We start from the raw sequence: 23,742 nt of genomic DNA on the forward strand, positions 1-23,742 counted from the left end.
GCATGCTTTATGTCCGCTCGCTGGCGTTCAACTTCGTCTTCTACGTCAATCTGATCGTCCAGATGATCCTCTGGACCCCGTACTATTTCCTGTCGCCACGCCACCGCGCCTGGTTCGTGCCGAAATTCTGGTCACACACCAGCATGTGGCTCTATGACAAGATCGCCGGCACCAAAAGCGAGATCACCGGCCAGGAAAACCTGCCCGAGGGTTCCTTCATCCTGGCGCCGAAGCACCAGTCCTTCTGGGACGCGATCGCCTTTTTCCCGTTCCTGCAGGATCCGATCTACATCCTCAAGCGGGAACTGACCTGGATCCCGTTCTTCGGCTGGTACATCCTGAAAATGCGGATGATCCCGGTCGACCGCGGCAGCCGCTCAAAGGCGCTGAAAGCGGTGGTCGCCGCGACCAGGCAGGAGCTGGCGCGCAATCCCCGCCAGCTGATCATCTATCCCGAGGGCACGCGCCGGGCGCCGGGCGACGAGCCGGCCTATAAATACGGCATCGTCGAGCTCTATACCCAGCTTGACATTCCGGTGGTGCCGGTCGCCCATGTCGCCGGCCTCTACTGGCCGCGGCGGAAATTCCTGCGCTATCCCGGCACGATCAAGGCCCGCTTCCTGCCGCCGATCCCGGCGGGTTTGGGCAAGCAAGAATTCATGGAACGGCTGATCGGCGAGACGGAAGCCGCCTGCGACCAGCTGCTCATCGAGGCGTCCCAGGCGCCAAACCCGCCGCCAATGCCGCCGACGGCGGTAAAGCGGCTGGGGGAACTTGGCTCCGATGCCCCGACCTGACCATCTAAGCTTGCGGCACTGTCCCCTAGCGAATCACAGCCAGCGCCGTGGTCAACACCAGTGTTGCCGCGAACGTCAGATTAATGATCCGCGAGGCCAGCGGCTTGCGCAGGAACCGCGCAAACGCTGCCCCGGCGAGAAGCCACAGGACATGGATGGCGACGATCATCGAAGCGAGGACCGCCAACCTGAGCCCTGCATCGAGCTCACCGGCGGACGACGTGCCGGCAAATACGGCGGCAATCGCCACATAGGCTTTCGGGTTGGCGACGGCCAGAAGAAACCCGCCGAGGAATGTGGGACGCGCCGCCCCGCCGCTACGCACGGCCAGAGGCGGGGCCGTTGCTATCTGGAAGGCGAGGTAGAGGATGTAGGCTGCGGATGCCACTGCCAGGAGCGGTGTGAGCGTCGGCACAGAGGCGAGCATGGTCGTAATGCCCGTCGCCACGACCAAAAGCACGGCGACCGTACCAAGAATGATGCCCGAGGCATAGCGGAGCGAATCGCGCAGGCCGAAGGCGGCGCCGACGGCGGTGACGCTTATCGTCGCCGGCCCCGGACTGCCCATCACAACCGCCGATGCCAGCACAAGCGCGAGCAATTGCTGCCATAGTTCCGGATGGGAAAAGACCTGTTCGGCCATCTGTATACCAGTATCCAGGCGCGATGCCGGCAAGGGTATGGCAGGGCACACCAGGGCGTCTTGAACGATCGTGCAGGGAGCCTTCCGGCGCAGGCCACGCAGGGTTCTTGGCTGCTGTTTGATCAAGCCGCCGCTTCGCGCTGGCGTCTATGCGCTCGCGCTGTCGAGCTCGGCGATATCGTCCGGACTGAGCTCCAATGATGCGGCGCGGACGAGGCTGTCGACCTGGTCCAGCGTCGTGGCGCTGGCGATCGGCGCAGCTACGCCGGGCCGCGCGATCACCCAGGCGAGCGCCACTTCCGCCGGCTTGGCCGAGTGACGCGCCGACACAGCGTCGAGTGCCGCCAGGACGCGCATGCCGCGCGCGTTGAGATAGTTCTTCACGTCGTCGCCACGCGCGCTTTTGCCGAGATCGGCTTCGCTGCGGTACTTGCCACTCAAAAACCCCTTGGCGAGGCTGAAATAGGTGATGACGCCGATATCCTCGGCCATGCACAGATCGCGCAGCGGTCCATCGAAAGAGGCGCGATCGTAGAGATTGTATTCCGGCTGCAGCACCGAATAGCGCGGCAGGCCCCGCAAGCTTGCCACGTCGAGCGCGGCGCGCATCTGGCCGGCATCGAGATTGGAGGCGCCGACGTGGCGGATCTTGCCCTTGTCGAGCAGCTTCTGATAGGCGCCAAGCGTTTCCTCGTAAGGGGTGGCCGGGTCCGGCCAGTGCGACAGATAGAGATCGACGACATCGGTCTGCAGCCGCTTCAGCGACGCATCGATGGCCTTTTCGATATAGGCCGCGGAGAGGTCTTTCCTGCCCTGCCCCATGTCCGACCCGACCTTGGTGATCACCACAACCTTGTCGCGATTGCCGCGGCTTTTCATCCATTTGCCGATGATCGTTTCGGATTCGCCGCCCTTGTTGCCGGGAACCCAGCGCGAATAGGCATCGGCGGTGTCGATGGCGTTGAGGCCGGCGCCGACGAACCGGTCGAGCAGGTCGAAAGAGGTTTTCTCGTCGGCGGTCCAGCCGAAGACGTTGCCACCCAGAACCAGCGGCGCGATGGACAGGTCGGTTTGACCGAGACGACGTTTCTGCAAGACTGATCTCCGTGGGGAATGGAAAGAAGCGGGCGAAAAGCCCCGTGACCGGCTTAACCTATGGCGGGCCGCACCAACGTCAAAGGGCCGGCCGACTTTTCCACCGACCAGCGCTTCACAAAGGCGCGATCCGTTTCGCCACCTCTTCCAGCCAATGGTCGCGGATCCCCAGCGCCTCGAGGTGCTCCAGCGTGCTGGACACGTAGTCCTCATTCTTTCCCGACTGGCCGACGGCGCCGCGAACGACGCTCGCCGCATCGGCCGCATCGAGCGCACCGGCATATTGCTCGTGGGTACGGTCGACGACATAGGCGACAGCCTCGACCGTCTCGCCTCCGTCCGTCTCGCCGCCATTCTCGCCCCAACCCTTGTCGGCCTTACGCGTGCCCCCCTTGTCGAGGCGAATGCTAAGCATGCGCTCAAGATAGACATTGGTGACCAGTTCGCGCTCACGCAGATAGGTGATGACCTCGTTGCGCAGATCGCCGGGGACGCGGAAAGCCAGCCCGATGCAGGAGCCGCCACGGTCGAGGCCGAGCACCAGGCCGGGCCGTTCGCGCGTGCCGCGATGCACGAAGGAGTAGACGCACAGCGAGCGGCGATAGCCATGGAGGCGGGCCCGCCGCGTCTCGACATGCGCAAATCCCGGCCGCCAGATCAGCGAGCCGTAGCCAAAAACCCAAAAATCGCCCATATCGCCAAGCCTGGTTGCAGCACCGCACTGGAATCGGTGTTTTTTTCAATCCGTCTCCGTCTACCCGATCTTGCCGGAAACGACACCTCTGCAACACGCGCCAACGAGAGCCGCAGCATGACGTCAAATGACGAACGCCCGCCGAATTTTCTCCGCCGGCTGTTCTGGCTCGGCGTTTTCATCGTCGTGCTGTTTGGCCTCTACAGCGCCGGCTGGTTCTACCTGGCAGACAAGGTCAAGAGCGAAGCCGGCAAAGCGGTGGCCGAGCTCAACGGCAATGGCATCGAGGCAGACTGCACCAATCTCACGGTCAGCGGCTATCCCTCGAGCTTCTCCGTTTCCTGCGACAGTCTGGCTTATCAGGACGACACCAGGAACGTCGCCGCCTCGCTCGGCAGCCTCAAAGCAGTCACGCACATCACCCATATCCTGTCGCCTGGCGCCGACCTGCGCGGGCCGCTCAGGACCTCCGTGCCGGGGATGGCGCCGCTGTGGATCGACTGGGACGATCTGCGAGCCAACGTCAGACTGTCCTGGCCCCTGCCCCGGAGCGTTTCACTGGAGGCGGAGGGCCTGTCAGCCCAGACCGATCCGGCCGATGGCACAGACCCGGTCGAGCTGTTCAGCGCTGGGACAGCGGCCGGAGAATTGCGTCCGAACGGCCAAGACATCGACTATGCCGGGAGTTTTACCGATCTCGAAATCGATCCGGGCGCAATCGATGGCCGCGTGCTGCCGCCGCTCGACGGCGGCGGCGACGTGACGCTGAAGAACGGCGTGGCGCTGATCAAGACACAAACAGAGAGCCTGCGCGGCCAGGCGGTGGATATCGGCAAGCTCGATCTGTCGTCGGGGAGCGCGCGCGTCACCGTTTCCGGACCGGTTTCGGTCGATGCCGACGGGCTGATCGACGCCGACCTGATGATCAGGCTCCACGATCCGAAGGCGGTGGCGGCAATCCTCGGCAAGGCCATTCCCGAGCAGAAAAGCCAGATCAAAACCGGCTTTTCCGGGCTGGCGCTGCTTGGCAACGAACCGTCGATGCCGCTTAAGATCGTCAAAGGCAAGGCCTCGCTCGGTTTTATCCCGCTGGGCAGCATCGAGCCGGTCGACTAGGCGATGCGAACCTCCAGTTCTGAAAGACCATGGCAAAACAGGAAAATAGATGAACCGCCCGGTGAAGCTCCTGAGCGTTGGCGCGCTGACGCTCGATACGATCCTTCGTGTCGACACCCTTCCGGCGCGTCAGGGCAAGTTCATCGCGGCCGACGGCGTTCAGATCGCCTCCGGGATGGCTTCGAGCGCGGCCTGCGCCGCACGCCGCCTCGGCGCGCACGTATCGCTGTGGGCGAGCGCGGGAGACGACCTCGTCGGCGATCAGCTGGTCGCCGGCATTGAGGCCGAAGGCGTCGATTGCAGCTTTGTCCGGCGCGTCGCCGGCGCGCGGTCGGCACTGTCGGCCATCCTGGTCGACACGCATGGCGAGCGCATTATCGTTCCGTTCTATGACAAGCTCGCGCAGGCCGACCCCGAAGCGCTTCCCATTCAGGATCTCACCGCATTCGACGCCGTCCTGGTCGACGTGCGCTGGCCGGGCGCGGCAGCTCTGGCCCTGACGGCGGCGCGCGCAATCGGCCGTCCAGCCATACTCGATGCCGACACCGCGCCACGGGCCGTGCTGGAACGGCTGTTTCCACTCGCCTCGCACATCGTCGCGTCGGAGCCGGCGGCGTTCCTCCTGTGCGGTGAGGAGCAAGGCCCGCAGGAGGCCTGTGAAGCGCTGGCCAGACGCACTGATGCATTCGTCGCGGTGACCGGCGGCGCAGCGGGAAGCTGGTGGTTCGACCGCTCGTTGGCGTCGGTGCGCCACGTCGCGGCGCCAAGGATCAAGGCAGTGGATACGCTTGCCGCCGGCGACGTGTTTCACGGCGCCTTTGCCGTCGGGCTGGCCGAGGCCATGCCGATCGAACGGACATTGCGCTTTGCCAGCGCCGCCGCCGCGCTCAAATGCATGCGCTTCGGCGGCAGGCTGGGCGCGCCGGACAGGGCCGAGACGCTGGCGATGATGGCGGCTCACTGGCCGGCGGACTGACGGCCGGGCGGTCGAGACAGGCTACTGCTTGGCCGGGTGCTCGACTGCCTGCCGGCCAAAGTCCGGCACGTCGATGTCCTGGCCGGCCTCGATGATCGAGCGGCGCACGGCGCGGGTGCGGGTGAACAGGTCGAACAGCTTTTCGCCGTCGCCCCAGCGGATCGCCCGCTGCAGCGAGGCCAGATCCTCCGAGAAGCGCGCCAGCATTTCGAGGATAGCCTCCTTGTTGTGCAGGCAGACGTCCCGCCACATCGTCGGGTCGGAAGCGGCCAGACGAGTGAAGTCGCGAAAGCCGGAGGCCGAATATTTGATCACCTCCGACTTGGTCACCGACTCCAGATCGTCGGCGGTGCCGACGATGTTATAGGCGATGATGTGCGGCAGGTGCGAGACGATGGCCAATGTCATGTCGTGGTGCTGAGGATCCATCGTGTCGATGTTGGAGCCGCAGCGGCGCCAGAATTCCGAGAGTCTTTCCAGCGCCTCGGGATCGGTGCCGGGTAGCGGCGTGAAAATGCACCAGCGGTTTTCGAACAGTTCGGCAAAGCCGGCGTCCGGACCCGATTTTTCAGTGCCGGCCAGTGGATGGCCGGGAATGAAATGCACGCCGGCAGGCACATGCGGCTGCATCTGCACAATGACCGAGACCTTGGTCGAGCCGACATCGGTGAGGATTGCGCCCTGCTTCAGCGCCGGTGCGATTTCCTCGGCGACCTCGCCCGAAGAACCGACCGGCACCGAAACGATGACCAGGTCGGCATCGCCGACCGCCTCTTTCGCGTCCATCGCGTAGGAAGAGCCGAGGCCGAGTTCCCGCGCCCGCGCCAGCGTCGTTTCGCTGCGCGTCGCGATGGCAACGTGGCGGGCAAGGCCTTCGCGATGGATTACGCGGGCCAGCGACGAGCCGATCAGGCCGATGCCGATCAGCGCAATCTTTTCGAACATGGGTGATGTCATGGTGTTTTAGCTTTTCAGAAACGTCGCGAGGGCGGCGACTACGCCACGATTGGCCTCTTCGGTGCCGATGCTCATGCGCAGCGCATTCGGGAAGCCGTAGCCGGAAACGCGCCGCAATATATAGCCGTGCGCCGAGAGGTAATCGTCCGCAGCCGCCGCCGAATGCTTTTGGTCCTCGGGAAAGTGGATGAGGACGAAATTGCCGACGCTCGGCGTCACCCGCAGTCCGAGCCTGGTCAATTCCTCGCTCACCCAGGTCAGCCAGGTCTCGTTATGCGCCACGCTGCGCTCGACATGGGCCCGGTCGCGGATCGCCGCAATGCCGGCCTCGATCGCCGTCGCGTTGACGTTGAAGGGACCTCGCACGCGGTTGATCGCATCGATGATATGCATTGGCGCGTACATCCAGCCGATCCGCGCACCACCGAGGCCGAGCTTGGAGAAGGTGCGGGTCATGACCACGTTTTCCGCACCAGCCACCAGTTCGACGCCGGCTTCATAGTCGTTGCGGCGGACATATTCGGCATAGGCTGCATCCAGCACCAGAAGCACGTTTCGAGGCAGGCCTGCATGCAGGCGGCGCACCTCCTGGAACGGCAAATAGGTGCCGGTCGGGTTGTTGGGATTGGCAAGGAAGATGATCCGCGTACGCGGCGTCACCGCAGCGAGGATCACATCGACGTCGGCACGCTCCTTGGTTTCCTTGACCGACACCGGCACAGCACCCGCCGACTGGATGTATATCTTGTAGACCATGAAGCCGTGTTCTGTGATCACAGCTTCATCGCCGGGCGCGAGATAGGTCTGCGCAAGCAGGCCGAGAATCTCGTCGGAACCATTGGAACAGACGATGTTCGCCGGGTTGAGGCCATGCACATCGGCGATCGCCTCCCGCAGGCGCCTGGCGGTGCCGTCGGGATATAGGTCGAGCTTGGCCGCGACGTCGCGCGCGGCCTCTATCGCCTTCGGCGAGGGGCCGAGCGGGTTCTCGTTCGATGACAATTTATGGACCTTGCCAACGTCGGCCGGCGCCGTGCTCTTGCCCGGCACATAGGCTTCGATGTCCATGATCCCCGCGCGGGGTGTTGGACGTACCTGATCCGATGCCTGGTCCATATTGCAAAAATCCGTCGAGAACGCTTCCGCCCGGGAAGCCGCAGCGGAAATACAAGCCGTGGCCCGGAATGTCGAGAGGCGGCAAATGATCGGAGAGCGCTGGCCGTTGACGCCGAGGCGCGCCGGTCCTAGAAGAAGCTGAAATCCCGTGGTGATTTGGCCGGTCGGCTTGCAGCCACGTTAAACAACTCGCTAAAGGGCCGTTTGCATCCTGTAACCGGCTTTGCGAAGGCAATGCCGGTTTTTTTGTCCGCAGCCGGCCGGACAATCGCGTCGACCCGAAAAACGGAATCGATTTTGCGAAGGGTTAATGTAAGAGGACGCGATGGTCGCGCTGCGCACAAAAAGAACCAACAACGAGGCCGACGAGCCGTCGAGCCCGGTGTTGCGTTTTGGTGCCGACAGGCCGCTCAAGCTCGATGCCGGCACGCTGCTGTCGCCGTTCCAGATCGCCTACAAGACCTACGGCACGCTCAACGACGCCCGCTCCAACGCCATCCTCGTCTGCCATGCGCTGACCGGCGAACAGCATGTTGCCAGCACCAATCCGGTGACCGGCAAGCCGGGCTGGTGGGAAGTGCTGATCGGCCCCGGCAAGATAATCGACACCAGTCGCTTCTTCGTCATCTGCTCTAACGTCATCGGCGGCTGCCTCGGCTCGACCGGCCCCGCCTCGACCAATCCCGCCACCGGCAAGCCCTACGGGCTCGACCTGCCGATCATCACCATCCGCGACATGGTGCGGGCGCAATTGATGCTGGTCGACCATTTCGGCATCGAAAAACTGTTCTCGGTGCTCGGCGGCTCGATGGGCGGCATGCAGGTGCTGCAATGGGCGTCGAGCTATCCGGAGCGCGTTTTCTCGGCGCTGCCGATCGCCACCGGCGCGCGTCATTCCTCGCAGAACATCGCCTTCCATGAGGTCGGCCGGCAAGCGGTGATGGCAGATCCCGACTGGCATGGCGGCAAATATTTCGAACAAGGCAAGCGCCCGGAAAAAGGACTGGCCGTGGCGCGCATGGCCGCTCACATCACCTATCTGTCGGAGGCGGCGCTGCACCGGAAATTTGGCCGCAACCTGCAGGACCGTGAAGCGCTCACCTTCGGTTTCGACGCCGACTTCCAGATCGAGAGTTATCTGCGCCATCAGGGCATGACATTCGTCGACCGCTTCGACGCCAACTCCTATCTCTACATGACCCGGGCGATGGACTATTTCGACCTCGCCGCCGACCATGGCGGCCGGCTCGCCGACGCCTTTGCCGGCACCAGAACCCGTTTCTGCCTGGTCTCATTCACCAGCGACTGGCTGTTCCCGACCGAGGAGAGCCGCTCGGTCGTTCATGCGCTGAACGCCGCCGGCGCCTCGGTGTCCTTCGTCGAGATCGAGACCGATCGCGGCCACGACGCCTTTCTGCTCGACGAACCGGAACTATTCGCCGCCATCAACGGCTTCATCGCGTCGGCGGCCCGCGCCAGGGGGCTCAGCGCATGACCCCCAAAGATTACAGCCTGTTCGAACCGGCATCTTGCGCCAGGCATCAGCGCATGACCCCGAAAAGTTGCAGACTTTTCGGATCAAGGTCATGCGCCAGTCAAGAGCCACGATCATGAGTGTCAACCACGCCCAGCGCGTCGACCTCGAAGTCGTCGCCGATCTCATCCCGCCGCAGTCGCGGGTGCTGGACGTCGGCTCCGGCGATGGCCTGCTGCTCGAATTGCTGCAAGCGACGAAGCAGGTCGACGGCCGCGGCATGGAACTGTCGCAGCGCGGCGTCAACGAATGCGTGGCGCGTGGCCTGTCCGTCATCCAGGGCGACGCCGACAAGGACCTCAAATTCTATCCCGACAAGGGTTTTGATTTCGTCGTCCTGTCGCAGACCTTGCAGGCGACCCGCAACCCGAAGCTGGTGCTCGACGAATTGCTCAGGATCGGCAAGCACGCCATCGTCTCCTTCCCCAATTTCGGCCACTGGCGGGTACGCCTTTCGCTGTTCGTCGAAGGGCGGATGCCGGTGACCAAGGACCTGCCCTATTCCTGGTACGACACGCCCAACATCCATTTCTGCACCATCCGCGACTTCGTCAATCTCTGCGAAGAGCTTGGTGCAACGGTGGAAAAGGCAACCGCGCTCGACGCCAATGGCCAGAAAATCGGCCTGTCGATGCCATGGTGGTTCTGGAATTTCTTTGGCCAGCAGGCGGTGTTCCTGCTGAAGCGATAACGGCGACCCGTCGCTTCGGCCAGCCGGCCCGAGTCCGGAGACATCTGGGACTGATCGACGTTCGTCGAGGGTCTAACGATCAAGTTCCGGAAAATACGGATCGGAGAAAAACCGCCGACCGCGCTCGCCTTGCAAACAGTCGACCGGTGCTGCCGCGTCGACCGGGACGGACCCGGGATCGGCCCCGGGACCGGCATTGGGATCGGTAACACCGCTGACCTCGAGGACCAGCTTGCGGCGTATGGCGGTCACGAATTCCGAAGCGGCATAGACCGGCAGCACGAAGGAGCCTGGCCCGCCTGTGACGCACTCGGCATAGTATTGGTCGAGATGGCTGAAGCTGGGCGACGGGCTGATCAGGATCGGCAAGCCATTGATGACGATGCCCTTTGCTATCGCGGCGTCGCGTGTCGTGGCGACGGGCATCCCGATATTGTTGGGGCCATCGCCTGAGATGTCGATGACGCTGCGCGTCGCGTCGAAGGCGGCTCCATCCAAAAGCTTGGCGCCGAAGGCGAGCGCACTGGAAATCGAGGTGCCGCGAAAGCTCCTGAACGGGCGCGCCTCGATCTTGCCGGCGAATACCTCGGCGCTCTCGGCATCGTCGATGACCTGCCAGGCAATGACGGCGTCGTCGCGGACGGTGCCTGCCCATTCGAAATAGGCCAGCGCAATGCGGCCGTTCACGCCCGAACGCACCGCATTGATGAAGTCGGGGTGGCGCAGCGCCTTGACATAGCCGGCGCGCTGCAGGGCGAATTCCTTTTCGTCCATCGAGTGCGAGATGTCGACCGCCAGCACCAGTTCGACGTCCACGGCAATGGTGTCGGCAGGCGCGGCCAAAGGTGCTGCCTGGGCACGGGCAAGGCAGGCAAGCAGGCAGACGCAGGTCGCCCAAAAGCGCGCAGCGGTTTTGGGGTAACGACAAGCATCGAAGCAAAGACTCAAGGCGTGTCGCATGAATCCAACGCCGCAGGCTTCCGAACGATGCCGGCAATCTTTCGCCGCGATCACGGCAAAATAAAGCTTACGGCCGGCTATGCCTGTTGGCGGGCTTTGGCGACGGCCGGGGGTGGTTCGATCGCGCCGGCCCTGACACGGACTGGCTTGAGAGCCGGTCGCTCGAAATCTTTCACGATCGCCAATGAGCGCGGGAAGAATTCAATGTTGTGCTGGCCACGGCCGATATTGAGGATCGCGGCGTCGCCAAGACGCGCCTCCAGCATCGACAGCACCCGCCGCAGCGTCGCGCCGTCGAACGTGTCCAAAGCCTCGTCGATGATCACCCATTTCGGCTGCCGCAAGACCAGCCGGGCAAAGGCAAGCAGGCGCTGCTCGTCATCGCTCAATTCGCGCTCCCAGCGCGCCGGCCGGTCGAGCGAGGATGACAGCCGCCCCAGACCGACCTCGGCAAGCACCGCCGAGATCTCGGCATCGCTGACCGCGGCATCGGCGTGGTCGAGCACCTCGCGCAGCGTGCCGAGCGGGAAATAGGGTTTTCGGGGAACGAAGGCCGGCACCTCTCCGGCCGGCATGCCGATCCGCCCGCTTCCCCACGGCCACAGACCGGCAATGGCGCGGAAGAACAGCGTCTTGCCGGCGCGCGGATCTCCGGTGATCATGACGCGCTCGCCGGCGCGGATCTCGACATGGGGCTCGGCGAGCTTGGTGCATCCATCCCGCGACGCAATTTCGAGCTTGTCGAATGTCAGCCTGCCGTCCGGATTTTCGCCGAACTCGATGCGCCTCTCGCTGTGGTGGAGCACATCCGTTTCGGCAAGCGCGATGCGGAAATCGGCGACGCGCATCAGCGTGGCGCGCCAATCGGCGATGCCGCCGATATTGTTGATGAACCAGCGCAACGAGGAATGCACCTGGTTGAAGGCGCCGACAGCCATCATCAGCCCGCCGAAGCTGATGTCACCGGCGAAATAGACCGGCGCGGCGACGAGGATCGGCGCGACGACAGTGATCCAGCCATAGGTGTCGGTCACCCAGGAAAGATTGATCTGGGCGCTGTAGATGCGCCGCATCGCGCCCAGCACCGTGCCGAGGTCGAGCTCAAGCCGCCGTCGCGCGTCGGCCTCGCCGTGCGCAAGCGCGATGGCATCGACATTCTCGTTGACGCGGACCACCGAGGAGCGCAGCTCCGCCTCGCGCGTATAGCGGTCGCTATTGAAGCGGATGAGCGGCCGTCCGACCAGCCAGCTCAGCCAGGAGGCGGTGCCGGCATAGAGGATTGCGGCCCACACCATGTAGCCCGGAATCGCCAGCGAATAGCCGCCGACATGGAAGACGAAGCCGGAAGACAGCGACCAAAGGACGCCGACGAACGAAACAAGCAGAATGAACGACTGCAATAGCCCTATGCCGAGACCTGTCGAAAGATCGGAGAGATGCCCGGCGTCCTGCTGCAGGCGCTGGTCGGGGTTGACGCCGATGGCGCCGGCGTTGGCGAGCCGGAAAGCCCGCGCCGGCCGCATCCATTCACCGATCAGATCGACGGTCAACGCCTCACGCAGCTTCAGCCGGATCGCCTGGTCGAGCCAGGTCTGGCCGACATTGAGCACCACAAGCCCGCCGGCGATGGCGGAAAACACCAGAAGCTGGTGCAGGAAACCCTGCATGTCGCGCCGAGCCAGCGCGTCGTAAAAGGGCTCGTTCCAGCGATTGAGCAGAACCTGCCCGATCGAGGTTGCCACAATGACGGCGACTATGCCGAGGCAGGCCCAGAGCAGTTGTTTGCGGATCGGCGACTTCGCCAGCGCCAGCCTGATTGTCGCCAGCTGGTCGCGCAGGCTGCTAGCTTCGACCGACGCGGCAATCGGCTTGGCGCTGGCCTCGAAATCCGGATGATCAGCCATTGATGAAGACCCTTCGCAAGCGGTGCTGAAACCGGTGAGCAAGTCGACTCAATCGGGTAGCAAACCCGCCCACGACAGATAGGTGGGAAAAAGCGTGATTCCGATCACGAAAACGTCATCGACGGCCCGGCGACGGCGCGTTCCCGGTCGGCGATATCCGGCCGAGCCTTGTGGCGCCATGCGGCGAGAAAACCGGCACGAAGACGCGGCGAGAGGCGCGCTGGACGACCGGCACACCCTGATAGAGCCGCTTCTGCGCCTCGACGACGATGACGCCGGAAAAGATCGGCCAGAACCTGCGGCCGGCGCGCTCCAGCACATTGTGGAACCGCATCATGAAGCGTCGCCGCGATGGCGGGAAGAACAGGGCGTCGGACCAGGCCGCGGGCGTGAAATTCGCTTCGCGCAGCAATTCGGTGAGCTGGCCGCGCGAGAAAGGCCGGCCGCTGCCGAACGGCGTATGCTCGAAACGGGCCCAGACACCGCGCCGGTTGGGCACGACGATGACGACGCGGCCTGCGGGCGACAGCACCCGCCAGATTTCGTTCAGCGTCTCGCGCGGGTTCTCGGCATGTTCGAGTGAATGGACGAGCAGCATGCGGTCGATGGAGGCATCGACCAACGGCAATTCCTCATCGAAGACCAGCGCGGTCGCGGTCGGCCCGGTGGCCGGCCAGACCACCGCGCCTTGTGTCGCCGGCATGAAGGCAAAGACACGTTCGGCATCGGTGCCGAACCGCTCCAGCCACGGCAAGGTGTAGCCGAGGCCGACCAGCCGCTCATTGGGCACGACAGCCCATATCGAGGACAACGCCATGGTGATCGAGCGTTCGGCCAATCGCCCGAGCGTGGTCGAATAAAAGGAGCGAAGGTCGACGATATCGGAATGCATGCGCGGCACGCTATCTTCGATGCTGTCCAAGTTCAACAAAGGCGCCCAGTTCTACAAAGACGGATGACATCCGCGGGCAAGCGCCCTATGTCTGCGGCGACTGCTGCATCGGCCAGAAATCGGTTTCGATTTCGGATGACACGATGCAGCAGGTAAAAAGTGTCAGAAGCGTCCTTTGTGCGTCCAACTGGACGCGCGGCGCTCTCGTGGAGAGATGCGATGCCGGTTGAAATCGAACAATTCATGTGCCGCAGCGACAATTTCGGCGTGCTGGTGCATGACCCGAAAAGCGGCCAGACCGCGATCATCGACGCGCCCGAGGAGGCGTCGATTCTGGCCGCGATCGAGCGCACCGGCTGGACGCCGACTATGATCCTGACCACCCACCACCATGTCGACCATGTCGAGGCCAATCTGGCGCTGAAGGAGCGCTTCAAGCTGCGCATCGTCGGACCGGAAGCGGAAAAGGCAAAAATCCCCGGCATCGACGAAACCGTCGAGCAGGGTTCGGTCATCCACCTCGGCGAGGAGAGGATCGACGTGATCGCCACGCCCGGCCACACGGCGGGCCATGTCTCCTATCATTTGCCGGAGTCGAAAGTGGCGTTCACCGCCGACACGCTGTTCGCACTCGGCTGCGGCCGGCTGTTCGAATGCAAGCCGCCGGTGATGTACGATTCGTTGAAGAAGCTCGCGGCGCTTCCGGCCGAGACGGTCGTCTATTGCGGCCATGAATACACGCTTTCCAACGCCCGCTTCGCGCTGACCGTCGACCCGACCAATTCGGCATTGAAGGAGCGCGCCGCGAAAATCGAAGCGCTGCGCGCCGACGGCAAGCCGACGCTGCCGACCACGATCGGTGAGGAACTGTCGACCAATCCGTTCCTGCGCTGGCACGATCCGGCAATCCGCAAGCATCTCGGCATGGAGAACGCCTCCGACGCCGAAGTGTTCGCCGAAATACGCAAGCGCAAGGATAATTTCTGAGCACCGTTGATGGTCTGGCATCCATGAAGGTCTGAGGAAAATGACCAGTCCCGCCGAAATCATCGCGGCGCTCGGCCTGAAACCGCATCCGGAAGGCGGCTGGTATGCCGAGACCTTTCGCGATGGCGCGGAAGGCGCTCGCGGCCATTCGACCGCGATCTATTTCCTTTTGGAGCAGGAGCAAGTGTCCGCCTGGCACCGCGTCAAGGACGCCGCCGAGGTTTGGCATTTCTATGCCGGCGCCCCGCTGGCACTGTCGATGCATCGGGAAAACGGGCCGGTGATCGAGCAGGTGCTCGGCACGGCATTGGCGGCGGGCGAGCGGCCGCAGATCGTTGTGCCGGCAGGCTGGTGGCAGTCGGCGCGCAGCCTGGGCGAGTGGACGCTGGCCGGCTGCACCGTGGCGCCGGGCTTCGATTTCGCCGGCTTCGAGCTGGCCGAACCAGGCTGGAGTCCTAGCCCAGCAGGAAACCCATCGTGATCGCCAGCTGGGCGGCATAATACAGCACCCAGACCGCGCGGCGCGTCCAGTCGCGGTGCGGCGAGATGGCGCTCAGCAGGAACTTTTCCGAGGCGAGCAGCCCGTCGGACGCCATGAACAGCACGGCGCCGACGACGACCCAGAAATTGCTCAGGGTCAGCGCCGAAATGCCCATGGCAAAAATTGTCGCGATATAGACGCTGATGGGAAGGCGCAGGGCGGGGCCGACACGGCGCCAGAGCGCAAAAAGCATGGCGAGCGCCAACACGGCCATTGCCACGGCAATCGCCGCGCGCCACGGCTCGGCCGAGAGCAGCCCGACCCCCTCGCCGGAGCGCAGGAACAGCGCGATGTAAAGCCCATGCGCCACGAGAAAACTGGCCAGCCCGCCGACAAAAGCCTTTTCACCGTCGCGCGACAGAAATGCGTCGCCGATGGCGCTGAGCGCCAGCGCCGCGATGAGCAGCCACGGACCGCCCCGCAGCGATGCCAGCACGGTGAGCATTGCCACGGCCAGCGTCTTGACCGCGGAACGCGCAAGCTTCGGCGGCATGTCGATGGTGAAGGCGTAGATCACCGCGGCGGCCAGCGAAAACAGCAGCGTCGCATTGGCGTCGGCGTCGATGCCGCCGGGAAACGGCATCACGCCCCTGCCTCGCTCGCAGCCCTCTTGCGCAAGAACAGCGATTTCGCCGCAAGCGCTGCGCCGCCGGTGATCAGCACGCAGGCGGCGAGGATGCGCAGGGACGGCTCGGCGAAGCCGGCTGATATCAGCACCAGCGTCGACAGCAGCGGCGCGGCATAGCTTGCCGCGCCCAGCACCTGGATGTTGCCGCGCTTGACGCCGATATCCCAGGCGTAGAAGGCCGCGCCCACCGGCATCAGGCCGAGGCCGAGCACGGCCAGCCACTGGCCGGCGCCGACAGGCAGCACCGTCTCTTCCAGCATCAGATGGCAGACAAGCGAAAGCGCTGCCGTGGCCGCACAGAACCAGGTGACGATGCTGGTCGGCACCGACGGAAAGCGGCGCGACAACAGCGAATAGGACGACCACAGCACGGCGCAGACGCCGGCCATCGCATAGCCGAAGGCATAGCGCGCGTCGAAGGCAATCCCGCCGCCCTTGGTGACGATCAGAAAAGTGCCGGCAAGGCCGAGCAGTGCGCCGACGACATGGTTCCAGGCCAGCCGCTCGCCCGGCATCAGCGCCGATCCGAGCACGATGAGCAGCGGCCACAGATAGGCGATGAGGCTCGCCTCCACCGCCGGCGCGTTGCGCAGCGCAGTGAAATAGAAGAAGTGATAGCCGAACAGGCCGGCAATGCCGATCAGCCACACTTGCGGCGGTATTTTCTCGCTCCCGGCGGTGGCCGGCATGAACAGCCGCGCGACGAGCCCGACGCCGGTGCCGATCGTGAAGGTGATCGCAGAAAGCAGGAACGGCGGCACCGCGCCGGAAGCGTCCGTAAGCAGCGCCAGCAGCGCCCACATGGCGACCGCCGAGAAGCCGATCAGTGTTGCGCGCCCCATGTCCGTCTCCGGCGGCGCGCGATCGCGCCTATTCTGTCGCTTCGAACCGCTCCGCGCTGACGGTGAGGGTGCCGATTTTCGTGCCGACCGTGGCGTGGATCGGCGCATATACGCCGGTTTGGCCGACCGGTGCAAACGTCACCATGATGCGGCTGCGCTTTCTCAGGTAATCCAGGGATTTGCGGTTCTTGCGATAACCCGCCACCGGCTCAAAATCCAGCCGGCAAGTGACGGTATCGCCCTCGTAGCCGCGCACCGAGGTCGAGCCTTTCGACTCGTAGGTCAGCGTCAGATCAGCACGCATCTCGCCGTCATAGAGCTTCACCGTGCGCCCGCAGACCTTGTCGAGACTATCGGCATGGATGACGGTGGCGGCCATCGGATCGAGCACCGAGGCGAGATGGCTGGCGGCCAGCGGTATCCATTTCTTGGAATTGCGCTTCTTCGGCGCAGGCACGACCTTGGTCGCGGTAACAGTGCCGTTGGCGAACTGGATATCGATCATCGATGCCTTGTCGCCCGATTTGTAGTCGGCGCGGAACGCCTGCGGCTGCAATTGCTTGCCCAAAATCTTGCCCTTCGACGAGACCGTGCCACGCGTGTCGTCGAATATTGTGGCGAGGCCGGCGCTGGAGACGCTGCCTTCGATCGAATAGGTATCGCCTTCGTAACTGCTGGAAAAGCTTGCCTTGGCCACCGAGAAGCCGTGGACCGAAACCGTATACTCGCCCTTGAAGGATTGTTGCGTGGCGGCAGAAATTGCCGTCGGCAGCGCCACGGCGAGCGATGCAAGGAGAGCATGAGACGAACGAAGCATGGCGGGATCGATCCTCGATTTCAGCAGAAGCGCGCAACTCCAGCCTGGCATCTCCTTGTGCGACCGCTTATAGACTGAATTTCGGCCTTTATGTGAAAGACGTCGTCACACCCGGGCGCAAGCCGGAGCTTGACGCATCGCCGAAATGCAACTATGGAACGCCAACTTTTTCCATAAGGCCGCCTGACCGAAACCGCGCGCCACCCGGCGCGGGTTGAATGTTTGGCCAGACCGAGAACTGAAGGTTTAGAACCATGTCCCGCACCTGCGAACTCACTGCCAAGGCAGTCATGTCCGGCAACAATGTGAGCCACGCCAACAACAAGAGCAAGCGTCGCTTCCTGCCCAATCTCGTCAATGTGACGCTGATCTCGGAAGCGTTGAACCAGAATGTGCGCCTGCGCATTTCGGCCAATGCGCTGCGTTCGGTCGAGCATCGCGGCGGCCTTGATGCGTTCCTGGCCAAGGCCGACGCCAAGGAGCTGTCGCAGCGCGCGCGGCTGCTGAAGAAGCAGATCGCCAAGAAGCTCGCCGAACAGCCGGCCGCTTAATTTTTCAGGCAGCCGCCTTCGGCATCGGACCGAAAAGTGCGAAGCGGTTTTCGGAGAAATCCGATGGCCAAACAGCAATGGAGTGTCGTCCGAACTCGGCATGACACCCCGCTGGTTCCATTACCCAGGATAAAAAAATGAGCTTTTTCTCCCGATATCTGCCCTTTGTTGCGGCCATGGCGCTTGTCGTGGTGGCGTCGAACGTCCTCGTGCAGTTCCCACTGCAGGGTGCAATCGGCGGCCTGTCGCTGGCCGACATTCTGACCTGGGGCGCCTTCACCTACCCGTTCTCCTTCCTGGTCACCGACCTTGCCAATCGCCGCTACGGCCCGGCTGTGGCGCGCCGGATCGTGTTTGTCGGCTTCACGGCGGCAGTGATCTGCTCGGTCGTCATCCCGCCCTTGCTGTTCCGCTGCGGCCTGATCGAATTCGAAACGGCTGCCGACCGGCTGGTGCGCATTGCAGCGGCTTCCGGCACCGCGTTCCTGATCGCGCAGCTGCTCGACGTGACCGTGTTTAACCGGTTGCGCCGGCAGAGCTGGTGGCGGGCGCCGATCGTCGGCACGCTGGTCGGCTCGGTGTTCGACACCGCCGTGTTCTTCACGGTCGCCTTTTCGGCGGCTTTCGCCTTCGCTGGCCCGAACGATGGCTTTGCGCTCGAAACCGCGCCGCTGATCGGCGTGCTGCCGGTCGAGGCCATGCGCTGGGTGTCATGGGCGCTCGGCGACCTCGGCGTGAAGCTGATCATCGCCGTGGTGGCGCTGATCCCCTACCGGCTGCTTGCCGCCCGCTGGAGCCAGCCGGCACTGGCGGCATAGAGCATGATCCCTGAAAGTGGGAACCGGTTTTCGGAAAAGATCATGCTCACAGGTTCTCAAGCATGATCCCATGGGTCCAACTCGATACCGCGAAAGCGCCTGACGGCGACCATGAGCTCCGCCTGAAACAACGCGGCGCCGAATTCTCGATCATGCTCGGCTCGAACGAGCTGATGAACAGTCGCCTCAGCGGTTCTGAGGAAGCGCTGGCGAGGCTGTCCTGCCAAAGGATTGCCGGCCGCCGACAGCCGAAAATCCTGATCGGCGGGCTGGGCATGGGTTTCACGCTGCGCGCCGCGCTTGCCGAGCTTGGCGCCGATGCCGGCATCGTTGTCGCCGAGTTGGTGCCCGCCGTGGTGGCGTGGGCGCGCGGCCCGATGGCCTCGTTGTTCGGCGGCTGTCTCGACGATCCGCTGGTGACCATTCGCGAGGCGGATGTCGGGCAGATCATACGATCGGAAGCCTCGGCTTGGGATGCCATCCTGCTCGACGTCGACAATGGGCCGGAAGGGATCGTCCACAGGGCCAACGATGCTCTTTACAGTATAGCCGGGCTGATCAGCGCGAGAGCAGCGCTCAAGCCCGGCGGCGTGCTGGCGGTCTGGTCGCAGGGACCCGACAGCGGTTTTACCCGTCGGCTCAAGCAGGCGGGCTTCGCGGTCGAGGAGGCCAAGGTGCGAGCCAATGGCAAGCGCGGCGCACGCCAAATCATCTGGATCGCGACCAACGGACCCCGGCCTGCTGCAACCGGCGCCAAGCTGTAGCTTGTTATCGGCCGTCCTTTGCCGACCGCCTCTCAATCCTCGTGCAGCACAAATTCCAGATACAGATTACGCTGTAGCATCGAGTGGTTGTCGTCCGAAACCAGCGACACCATCAGCGCGCCGTCGTCGCGGGTCCAGACGTCGAGCCCTTCCATATTGTCGATCTGGTAGCCCATGTCGGCTTCCATCAGCATCGGCCCGTCGGCAACCGCGCCCTTCTCGACGCTTTCGCCATAGATGCGCCGCAGCCGCATCTTGACGCCGCCGGCCATCGAAAAGCTGCGCTCCAAAAGCAAGAGGTCGCCGTCCGGCAGGAAGGCGCCGTCGGCAATGTCGAAATTGCCGTTGCGCTTGACGGTGAAGACGCCCTTGTGCGGCCCTTCGATAACGGCCGCATAGATGTTGCCTGACTTGTCGAGGCTCTTTTCCGAGACCACGACCAGCCCGCCTTGGTGCTGGCCGTCAGGATTGGCGTGGGTGACGGTCTCAAAGCCGCGATTGCGGCGAAGCTCCCAGGCTGGAATCAGGAAGTCGAGTTGCCTGAACGGCGGCTTCATGTCGCCCGGTTCGATCTTGAACTGTGCAATGCGGTGATCGCGCTCGAAGCCGACTGTGGCAATGCCGTCCTTGAGCGCAAGGCCTTCGGCGTCGACCTCCCATTTCTCGGCGATCAGCTGGCCTGCCTCGTCGGCCATCTGCTGCATACGGAAATTCCGGATGCCGGATGGGCGCTTGTCGGCATCATGGGTGACGGTGCCGAAGAACCAGAAACCGGTGTCGGCGACGCCGATGAAATCACTGCCGGGCTTGCGGAAGCGAAACGCCGACAGCGCGCCGAAATCGCGTGACGGCGAGGTCATTTCCAGCCCGCCGACGAATTCGAGCGGGCCGAACCGCTTTTCATCACCGCCGATATGAAACCGGTTTATCAGCCGTGCCGAGATTTCGATCGGCTCGACCGCAACGGTGCCGGCAGCGATGGGAGGCGACAAGGCGATGCCGGCAACGAACAGGGCTGTGGCGGCGAAAAGCGTCTGCCGAAAGCCGCCCCGCGAAAAAATCATCCGGCGCGCCGCATGCCGCCGCGTCGCGTGTCGCGCGTACTTTCCTCGCCAAACAGCGAGGCCAGTTGCTCGGTCATGGCGCCGGCCAGTTCCTCGGCATCGACGATGGTGACGGCGCGGCGATAGTAGCGGGTCACGTCGTGGCCGATGCCGATGGCCAGGAGCTCGACCGGCGAGCGCGTCTCGATCAATTCGATCACCGCGCGCAGATGCCGTTCGAGATAGTTGCCCGGATTGACCGACAGCGTCGAATCGTCGACCGGCGCACCGTCCGAGATCATCATCAGGATCTTGCGCTGCTCCGGCCGGGCGATCAGGCGGTTGTGCGCCCACAGCAGCGCCTCACCGTCGATGTTTTCCTTGAGCAGGCCCTCGCGCATCATCAGGCCGAGATTGCGCCGCGCCCGCCGCCATGGATGGTCGGCGGATTTGTAGATGATGTGGCGCAGATCGTTGAGCCGCCCAGGATTTGGCGGCTTGCCTTCCTTCAGCCATTTCTCGCGTGCCTGCCCGCCCTTCCAGGCGCGGGTGGTGAAGCCGAGGATCTCGACCGAGACGCCGCAGCGTTCCAGCGTGCGCGCCAGAATGTCGGCGCAGGTGGCGGCGACGGTGATCGGCCGGCCGCGCATCGAGCCCGAATTGTCGAGCACCAGCGTCACCACCGTGTCGCGGAATTTGGTGTCGCGCTCCTGCTTGAAGGACAGCGGCTGCATCGGGTCGATGACGACGCGCACCAGCCGCGCCGGATCGAGATAACCCTCTTCGAGATCGAAATCCCAGGACCGGTTCTGCTGCGCCATCAGGCGGCGCTGCAGCCGGTTGGCCAGCCGGCCGACGACGCCGGACAGGTTGGCAAGCTGCTTGTCGAGGAAGGCGCGCAGCCGATCCAGCTCTTCCTCTTCGCACAGATCCTCCGCACCCACCGTCTCGTCGAAGGCGGTGGTGAAGACCTTGTAATCGATCTCCTTCGACAGATTGGAGAAGGGATTGTCGTTGCGGCGCGCCTCGCCGGGCGTCTCGGCATCGGCATCGTCATCGTCGGACAGCTCATCGGCGGTAGCATCGGATGCCTCCGTCTCGGCCGATTGCTCGTCGTCGGACGACGCCTCGGTATCGTCCGACTGCGACTGCTCGGAGCCGGAATCGTCCTCGCCGCCCTCCTCGCTCTGCTCCTCGCCTTGCGGCTGGTTTTCATCGTTGTCTTCGGAGTCTTCGGTCTCCTGGTCGTCGCCGAGTTCCTCGGCCATTTCCATGGAAGCCAGCATCTCGCGCACGACACGGGCGAAGGCCTGCTGGTCGTCGAGCTTTGCCGACAGTCCGTCGAGATCGGCACTTGCCTTCTCCTCGACCCAAGGGCGCCAGAGGTCGACCAGCCGCTCGCCGCTCTTCGGCACGGCGCGGCCGGTCAGCTTTTCGCGCACCATCAGGGCCAGCGCCTCCTCGATCGGCGCATCGGCCTTGTCCTTGACGTCGATGAGGTTGGCCCTGGCGTATTTGTCCTCGAGCATCGAGCCGATATTGTCGGCCACACCCTGCATGGCGCGGGAGCCGATCGCCTCGACGCGGGCCTGCTCGACCGCATCGTAGATGGCGCGGGCCTGCTTGCCCTCCGGCGCCAGCCTGGTGTGGATGCGCGTGTCGTGGCAGGCGCGCTTCAGCGCCATGGAATCGCCGAGCCCGCGGGTGATGGCGATGTCAGCCTTCGAGGCTTTCTTCGGCAGTTCAGGCAACCGGGCGCGGCTGCCGGCGAGCGCCGGCCGATCCTTGGCGAAACCGACTTCGAGGTCCTTGTCGCCGGCAATCGCGCGCATGCAGACGGTGACGGCGCGCTTGAAGCTGTCGGCTTCAGACCCCGTCTTCGACTTGTTGCGCGTGTTGTCGCCCGGACCCGCCACTTACAGTACCTCTTCTCCTGCCGCTAGTATCAGCTTCTTCACCGCAGCCTGCTGAATATCTTTGAGCCGCGCTGGATCGCCCGCACAGTCTTCCTGATCTAGCGCTCCTGGACTAGCGCCTTTCGGCGTCGAGATGGTCCCGGTCCGGATATCGATCTGCCAGGCACTCGACCACGCACCGCCATTGTGACAAATTGAGTAGACGCAAACCACTCGAACCGTTTTACCGCTGTTACGTGCATCCCCGCAGGACGCGCCGCGCTCGGTCATCTCGCGGGTGAAGAAACTCTGCGATTGGCTTAGCTGTTTAAGACGCGCGCTCCCGTCAGCAGCGTCAAGGTTCCGAAAAAAATCTCGATCAGTACCGGGTCGGATCGTCTCAATCGAACAACCAACCAGGGTTGCGAGAAAGATGCCTGCAATCAGGGACGATCGAGCACGCCCGTCCAAATCGTTAGCCCAGAACCACGTTGGCGGCGCTCTCCGGCAAATCCTGGCCGAAGGCGCGTTGGTAGAACTCGGCCACGAGCGAGCGCTCCAGCTCGTCGCACTTGTTGAGGAAGGTCAGCCTGAACGCCATGCCGATATCGCCGAAGATCTCGGCATTCTCGGCCCAAGTGATGACCGTGCGCGGGCTCATGACGGTCGAAAGGTCGCCATTGATAAAGGCCGAACGCGTCATGTCGGCGACACGCACCATCTTATTGACGATCTCCTTGCCCTTGGCATCGCGATAGTGCTTGGCCTTGGCCAGCACGATGTTCACCTCATTGTCGTGCGGCAGATAGTTCAGCGTGGTGACGATCGACCAGCGATCCATCTGCGCCTGATTGATCTGCTGGGTGCCGTGATAGAGGCCGGTGGTATCGCCGAGACCGACGGTGTTGGCGGTCGAGAACAGCCGGAACGCCGGATGCGGGCGGATGACCCGGCTCTGGTCGAGCAGCGTCAGCCGGCCGGACGATTCCAGCACGCGCTGGATGACGAACATCACGTCCGGACGGCCGGCATCGTACTCGTCGAAGCACAGCGCGACATTGTGCTGGTAGGCCCAGGGCAGGATGCCGTCGCGGAATTCGGTGATCTGCAGCCCTTCCTTGACGACGATGGCGTCCTTGCCGACGAGGTCGATGCGGCTGACATGACTGTCGAGATTGACGCGCACCATGGGCCAGTTGAGGCGGGCGGCGACCTGCTCGATATGTGTCGACTTGCCGGTGCCGTGATAGCCCGACACCATGACGCGGCGGTTGTAGGCAAAGCCGGCGAGGATCGCCATCGTCGTGTTCTTGTCGAACAGATAGTCGGGATCGATGTCGGGCACATGCTCGCTCGACACCGAATAGGCCGGCACCACCATCTTGGACTCGAAGCCGAATTTCTCCTTCACCGGCACGGTGGTGTCGGGCAGGTTGGCGATGTCGCGATCGACCTTGTTCATCTTTATCAACGTCTCCACG

At 63.7% G+C, this 23,742-nt stretch carries 24 protein-coding genes and 1 riboswitch; of the genes, 10 read left to right on the forward strand and 14 right to left on the reverse strand.

Annotated elements, in window-relative coordinates; translation table 11 throughout:
- The first annotated feature begins 2 nt into the window (after window positions 1-2).
- Window positions 3-797: a lysophospholipid acyltransferase family protein gene (locus AC0L2K_RS24290; RefSeq protein WP_128168730.1), complete on the forward strand. Its 795-nt coding sequence runs from the start codon at window positions 3-5 to the stop codon at window positions 795-797.
- Window positions 798-822: 25 nt separating this feature from the next.
- Here the strand turns inward: AC0L2K_RS24290 and AC0L2K_RS24295 are convergent, their stop codons facing one another.
- The 3 genes from AC0L2K_RS24295 to AC0L2K_RS24305 form a co-directional block, all read right to left on the reverse strand.
- Window positions 823-1,440: a LysE family translocator gene (locus tag AC0L2K_RS24295; protein WP_128168731.1), complete on the reverse strand. Its 618-nt coding sequence runs from the start codon at window positions 1,438-1,440 to the stop codon at window positions 823-825.
- A gap of 147 nt (window positions 1,441-1,587) precedes the next feature.
- Window positions 1,588-2,535, reverse strand: coding sequence for an aldo/keto reductase (locus tag AC0L2K_RS24300; RefSeq protein WP_128168732.1), 948 nt, complete (start codon window positions 2,533-2,535; stop codon window positions 1,588-1,590).
- A 115-nt stretch (window positions 2,536-2,650) separates the two neighbouring features.
- Window positions 2,651-3,229 carry a gamma-glutamylcyclotransferase gene (locus AC0L2K_RS24305; RefSeq protein WP_128168733.1) on the reverse strand — a complete coding sequence of 193 codons (579 nt, stop codon included), beginning with the start codon at window positions 3,227-3,229 and terminating at the stop codon, window positions 2,651-2,653.
- A 117-nt stretch (window positions 3,230-3,346) separates the two neighbouring features.
- On the opposite strand from AC0L2K_RS24305, the gene AC0L2K_RS24310 reads away from it, so the two are divergent.
- Together AC0L2K_RS24310 and AC0L2K_RS24315 are read left to right on the forward strand one after the other, a co-directional pair.
- A complete protein-coding gene (locus AC0L2K_RS24310; protein ID WP_128168734.1) occupies window positions 3,347-4,345 on the forward strand; it encodes a DUF2125 domain-containing protein in 999 nt (332 codons plus the stop codon).
- A 49-nt stretch (window positions 4,346-4,394) separates the two neighbouring features.
- On the forward strand, window positions 4,395-5,321 hold the full coding sequence (locus AC0L2K_RS24315) for a sugar kinase (protein WP_128168735.1): 927 nt from the start codon (window positions 4,395-4,397) through the stop codon (window positions 5,319-5,321).
- Between the two features lie 21 nt (window positions 5,322-5,342).
- Here the strand turns inward: AC0L2K_RS24315 and AC0L2K_RS24320 are convergent, their stop codons facing one another.
- Both AC0L2K_RS24320 and hisC read right to left on the reverse strand, forming a co-directional pair.
- A complete protein-coding gene (locus AC0L2K_RS24320; RefSeq protein ID WP_473532516.1) occupies window positions 5,343-6,278 on the reverse strand; it encodes a prephenate/arogenate dehydrogenase family protein in 936 nt (311 codons plus the stop codon).
- Between the two features lie 6 nt (window positions 6,279-6,284).
- Window positions 6,285-7,394, reverse strand: a complete 1,110-nt coding sequence (gene hisC / locus AC0L2K_RS24325; protein ID WP_128168737.1) for a histidinol-phosphate transaminase — start codon at window positions 7,392-7,394, stop codon at window positions 6,285-6,287.
- A 138-nt stretch (window positions 7,395-7,532) separates the two neighbouring features.
- A riboswitch (SAM riboswitch) is annotated at window positions 7,533-7,610 on the forward strand.
- A 109-nt stretch (window positions 7,611-7,719) separates the two neighbouring features.
- Between hisC and metX the strand changes: the two genes are divergently transcribed.
- The gene (gene metX, locus AC0L2K_RS24330; protein ID WP_473532517.1) at window positions 7,720-8,889 is read left to right on the forward strand and encodes a homoserine O-acetyltransferase MetX; all 1,170 of its coding nucleotides are present in this window, start codon (window positions 7,720-7,722) and stop codon (window positions 8,887-8,889) included.
- Window positions 8,890-9,004: 115 nt separating this feature from the next.
- A complete protein-coding gene (gene metW / locus AC0L2K_RS24335; protein ID WP_023797197.1) occupies window positions 9,005-9,619 on the forward strand; it encodes a methionine biosynthesis protein MetW in 615 nt (204 codons plus the stop codon).
- Between the two features lie 72 nt (window positions 9,620-9,691).
- Here the strand turns inward: metW and AC0L2K_RS24340 are convergent, their stop codons facing one another.
- The 3 genes from AC0L2K_RS24340 to AC0L2K_RS24350 form a co-directional block, all read right to left on the reverse strand.
- Window positions 9,692-10,462 carry a DUF1194 domain-containing protein gene (locus AC0L2K_RS24340; protein ID WP_245277581.1) on the reverse strand — a complete coding sequence of 257 codons (771 nt, stop codon included), beginning with the start codon at window positions 10,460-10,462 and terminating at the stop codon, window positions 9,692-9,694.
- Between the two features lie 194 nt (window positions 10,463-10,656).
- Window positions 10,657-12,483 carry an ABC transporter ATP-binding protein/permease gene (locus AC0L2K_RS24345; protein ID WP_128168739.1) on the reverse strand — a complete coding sequence of 609 codons (1,827 nt, stop codon included), beginning with the start codon at window positions 12,481-12,483 and terminating at the stop codon, window positions 10,657-10,659.
- Window positions 12,484-12,598: 115 nt separating this feature from the next.
- Window positions 12,599-13,375 (reverse strand): class I SAM-dependent methyltransferase, encoded by a 777-nt coding sequence (locus AC0L2K_RS24350; protein WP_023797194.1) that lies wholly within the window; start codon window positions 13,373-13,375, stop codon window positions 12,599-12,601.
- 219 nt (window positions 13,376-13,594) lie between these two features.
- Here AC0L2K_RS24350 and gloB point away from each other — a divergent pair, with 219 nt between their 5' ends.
- On the forward strand, window positions 13,595-14,362 hold the full coding sequence (gene gloB / locus AC0L2K_RS24355) for a hydroxyacylglutathione hydrolase (RefSeq protein ID WP_128168740.1): 768 nt from the start codon (window positions 13,595-13,597) through the stop codon (window positions 14,360-14,362).
- Between the two features lie 40 nt (window positions 14,363-14,402).
- Entirely contained in the window at window positions 14,403-14,843 is a 441-nt protein-coding gene (locus tag AC0L2K_RS24360; RefSeq protein WP_473532518.1) for a cupin domain-containing protein, read from the forward strand.
- Here AC0L2K_RS24360 and AC0L2K_RS24365 read toward each other — a convergent pair.
- Genes AC0L2K_RS24365 through AC0L2K_RS24375 form a run of 3 tightly spaced genes read right to left on the reverse strand, consistent with a single transcriptional unit; the run spans window position 14,818 to window position 17,190 of the window.
- A complete protein-coding gene (locus tag AC0L2K_RS24365; protein WP_128168742.1) occupies window positions 14,818-15,486 on the reverse strand; it encodes a lysoplasmalogenase family protein in 669 nt (222 codons plus the stop codon). The genes AC0L2K_RS24360 and AC0L2K_RS24365 overlap by 26 nt on opposite strands.
- On the reverse strand, window positions 15,486-16,373 hold the full coding sequence (gene yddG / locus AC0L2K_RS24370; RefSeq protein WP_128246079.1) for an aromatic amino acid exporter YddG: 888 nt from the start codon (window positions 16,371-16,373) through the stop codon (window positions 15,486-15,488). The genes AC0L2K_RS24365 and yddG overlap by 1 nt, the downstream gene beginning before the upstream one ends.
- Before the next feature lie 28 nt (window positions 16,374-16,401).
- The gene (locus AC0L2K_RS24375) at window positions 16,402-17,190 is read right to left on the reverse strand and encodes a DUF3108 domain-containing protein (RefSeq protein ID WP_128246078.1); all 789 of its coding nucleotides are present in this window, start codon (window positions 17,188-17,190) and stop codon (window positions 16,402-16,404) included.
- Between the two features lie 254 nt (window positions 17,191-17,444).
- Here AC0L2K_RS24375 and rpmB point away from each other — a divergent pair, with 254 nt between their 5' ends.
- The 3 genes from rpmB to AC0L2K_RS24390 all read left to right on the forward strand — a co-directional run bounded on the left by rpmB (window position 17,445) and on the right by AC0L2K_RS24390 (window position 19,323).
- The gene (rpmB, locus tag AC0L2K_RS24380; RefSeq protein ID WP_023797188.1) at window positions 17,445-17,741 is read left to right on the forward strand and encodes a 50S ribosomal protein L28; all 297 of its coding nucleotides are present in this window, start codon (window positions 17,445-17,447) and stop codon (window positions 17,739-17,741) included.
- Between the two features lie 137 nt (window positions 17,742-17,878).
- Window positions 17,879-18,559, forward strand: a complete 681-nt coding sequence (locus tag AC0L2K_RS24385; RefSeq protein WP_473532519.1) for a queuosine precursor transporter — start codon at window positions 17,879-17,881, stop codon at window positions 18,557-18,559.
- 62 nt (window positions 18,560-18,621) lie between these two features.
- Window positions 18,622-19,323 (forward strand): spermidine synthase, encoded by a 702-nt coding sequence (locus AC0L2K_RS24390; RefSeq protein WP_473532520.1) that lies wholly within the window; start codon window positions 18,622-18,624, stop codon window positions 19,321-19,323.
- A 32-nt stretch (window positions 19,324-19,355) separates the two neighbouring features.
- Here AC0L2K_RS24390 and AC0L2K_RS24395 read toward each other — a convergent pair whose 3' ends face one another.
- From AC0L2K_RS24395 to cobS, 3 genes are all read right to left on the reverse strand, one after another.
- Window positions 19,356-20,387 carry an esterase-like activity of phytase family protein gene (locus AC0L2K_RS24395; RefSeq protein ID WP_128168746.1) on the reverse strand — a complete coding sequence of 344 codons (1,032 nt, stop codon included), beginning with the start codon at window positions 20,385-20,387 and terminating at the stop codon, window positions 19,356-19,358.
- Window positions 20,384-22,282: a cobaltochelatase subunit CobT gene (gene cobT, locus AC0L2K_RS24400; protein WP_473479798.1), complete on the reverse strand. Its 1,899-nt coding sequence runs from the start codon at window positions 22,280-22,282 to the stop codon at window positions 20,384-20,386. The genes AC0L2K_RS24395 and cobT overlap by 4 nt, the downstream gene beginning before the upstream one ends.
- A gap of 454 nt (window positions 22,283-22,736) precedes the next feature.
- Complete coding sequence (gene cobS / locus AC0L2K_RS24405) at window positions 22,737-23,723, reverse strand: cobaltochelatase subunit CobS (RefSeq protein WP_128168748.1); 987 nt, start codon at window positions 23,721-23,723, stop codon at window positions 22,737-22,739.
- Between the last annotated feature and the right edge of the window lie 19 nt (window positions 23,724-23,742).

The sequence above is a fragment of the Mesorhizobium sp. WSM4817 genome (assembly GCF_055811135.1).